The sequence below is a fragment of the Streptomyces sp. UH6 genome, assembly GCF_013421635.1.
GTDB lineage: Bacteria > Actinomycetota > Actinomycetes > Streptomycetales > Streptomycetaceae > Streptomyces > Streptomyces abyssomicinicus.
In genome coordinates this window covers 1-2,573 of sequence record NZ_JACADT010000818.1, presented here as the reverse complement: position 1 = coordinate 2,573, position 2,573 = coordinate 1, and the positions used below count along the sequence as shown (strand labels likewise).

1 protein-coding gene and 1 pseudogene are annotated in these 2,573 nt (G+C 74.0%); one reads left to right on the top strand and one right to left on the bottom strand.

Features of this window, described 5'->3' with window-relative positions; all coding sequences use genetic code 11:
* Nucleotides 1-80 precede the first annotated feature (80 nt).
* Entirely contained in the window at nt 81-1,505 is a 1,425-nt protein-coding gene (locus HW445_RS26255; protein ID WP_166021803.1) for an MFS transporter, read from the bottom strand.
* Between the two features lie 646 nt (nt 1,506-2,151).
* On the opposite strand from HW445_RS26255, the pseudogene HW445_RS26250 reads away from it, so the two are divergent.
* Nucleotides 2,152-2,573: pseudogene (locus HW445_RS26250) on the top strand (asparagine synthase); the annotation flags it as partial.

Below are 2,573 nucleotides of genomic sequence, written 5' to 3'. Positions count from 1 at the left end.
CGTGCCCCCTCGATCCGGCGTGCCCGGCTCCGGCGGTGGGGCATGGCCCGGCTCCTGCCGCGGGGAACCGGGCCCCCGGGTCAGGCCGGGGTGCCGAGGAGGGGGCGGGCCCGCTCGCGTAACTCGACCACCCTCGGCTCGTCGCCGTACGGCTCGAGCCGGGTCAGCAGGTCCTTGACGTACTCGGTCGTGCGGGCGGAGGAGATCCGCCCGGCGACCTCCACCGCGCGCACCCCCTGCTCGCACGCCGCGTCGAGGTTCCCGGACTCGAGCTCCGCCACCGCCGAGACCACCAGCCGCAGCCCGTGCGAGCGGACGAACTCCTCCGTGGGCTTGGACAGCGCCTGCTCGGTGAACCGACGCACCTGCCCGGGCGCCTTGAGGTCCCGGTAGCACTCGGCCGCGTCGGCGCAGAACCGGTCGTAGCCGTAGAACCCGAGCCAGCTCGGGTCGTTGTCGCCCTCGCGGGAACGCTCCAGCCAGCTCTCGGACGCCTTGAGCGCGGCCCCGGCGGCGGCCGCGTCGCCCGCCCTGGCGTGGGCGCGCGCCTCGACCAGGCGGAAGAAGCTCATGGTGCGGGCCGTCGCCAGGCCCCGGTTGCGCTCCACGGCGGCCTGCGCGAGGTCGACGCCCTCGTCGCCGAATCCCCGGTAGGTGGCCTGGAGGGACATGGACGCCAGCACGTAGCCGCCCAGCGGCACGTCCGCGGCCGCGCGGGCCAGCCGCAGGGCCTGGATGTAGTAGCGCTGTGCGGCTTCCTGCTGGCCGGTGTCGAAGGCCATCCAGCCCGCCAGCCGGGTCAGCTCGGCGCTCGCGCCGAAGAGGGCGCGCCCGACGTCGTCGGAGTAGGAGCCGAGCAGCAGCGGCGCCGCCTCGACCCGCAGGCACTCGGGGACCATCGAGGACCGCCAGTCGCCGCCGCCGTACTTGGAGTCCCAGCGCCGCGCGTCCTCGGCGGCCTCGCGCAGCTTGCGGACGTCGCTGTGCCCGACCTTGAGCGGCGCCCCGGAGCCTTCCGCGGCCCCCGCCTCGCGCGCCACCGAGGTGTCGGCCGGGGATATCAGCCAGCGCGACGCGGGGGTGGCGTAGGCGGACACGGCGAAGGAGCCCGCGAGGGACTGCCAGATGCCGCCGGAGCCCGCCCGGCGGCCGGCCAGGTCGAGCCGGTAGAGCTCGGTGGCCGACTTCACCGCCTGCCCGACGTCGCGCGGGAAGGCGAGACCCACCTCGGGCGTCGGGTCGGCGTCCGCCAGCCCGATCTCGTGGAGAGGAACCGGCCGGCCCAGCTTCTGGCCGATGGCCGCGGCGATCAGATGGGGAGCGGCGCCCTGCGGCACCATCCCCTTGGAGACCCAGCGCGCCACGGACGTCTTGTCGTAGCGAAGCGTCAGGCCGCGCTGCGCCCCCAGGTCGTTCACCCGCCGCGCCAGCCCCGCGTTGCTGATTCCCGCGAGGGCGAGAACGGCGCCGAGCTTCTCGTTCGGCCCGCGTTGCTCCCTGGACATGGGTCCCCCCTCGGCAGAGACGGCTGCCACCGCTGGCATAAACCCGCGGCATTCGTAAACCCAGCGTAGTTCTCCGAATCCCATGCGTTAAGGGGCATACTTCCGTATGGCGAGATTGCTGCCCGTGCGGGAGTACGGAACGTGTCCACGTGCTCCCGTTGTGTGGCCGTGCGCCCGGCCGTGCGCTCTCCATCGGCGGCGGGGCGGGCTGTTCCATGGGTGCTGCGTGGGTCGGCCCGCTGTACTGGATCCAGCGGGCTGGGGGACACCGCCGCCACATCCCCGCGGGCGGCGGACCGGTCCGGGAGGCGCAGCCCGCCTCCCGGACCGTGCGTAACTCCCGGTATGTACGGAGAGTGTGCGCGAGCCTCCTCAATCCGCACACGTACCGCGTAATTGGCTGAAAATATGCCCTTCGCCGACAGGCCGAACCACCGCCCTCGCCAGGGGATAGAGGGCGCATCCGGTGGTCCGTGGGGCGCGCCCGGGGGCGCATTCAAGTCGCCCCGCCGGCACGCCCCCCGCGGGAGCGGCCTTGCGGCGCGTACGGAGGGCGCGTCGGCATGCCTCCGTGACACTCCCTTCGTGGCAGCATGGAGCACGGGTTCGCTCGTGCACTGGTTGTCCACAGCCTGTGGAGGCGTCGATGCGGTGGTTGGTGGGATGGAGCAGCGCCGCCGCAGGCCAACGGCCGCCCGGCGCCGACCTCTTCGGGGAGTACGGCGAACCCGGCGGATACGCCGACGAGTTCGAGGACGACAACCCCGAGCCGGTCGGAGCCCAGTTGCTGTGGGGCGGCCCCGACCCGCTGTGGGCGGTGGGTGACTGGCGGCCCGACGAGACCCGTGTCCTGGTCGCCGACGAGCGCGCCCGGATCGCCGTGGTGGGCCTCTGCGGGGCCTCCGACGACCAGCTGCTCGCCGGCCTCTTCGCGGCCCGCGGCGGCGCGCTGCGCCACCTCACCGCCTGGCCCGGCAGCTACACCGTCGTCGTCCAGGTCGACCGGCGCACCACCGTCTGCGGCGACCTGGCCGGCGCCCGCCCCGTCTTCCACACCCCCTGGCGTGG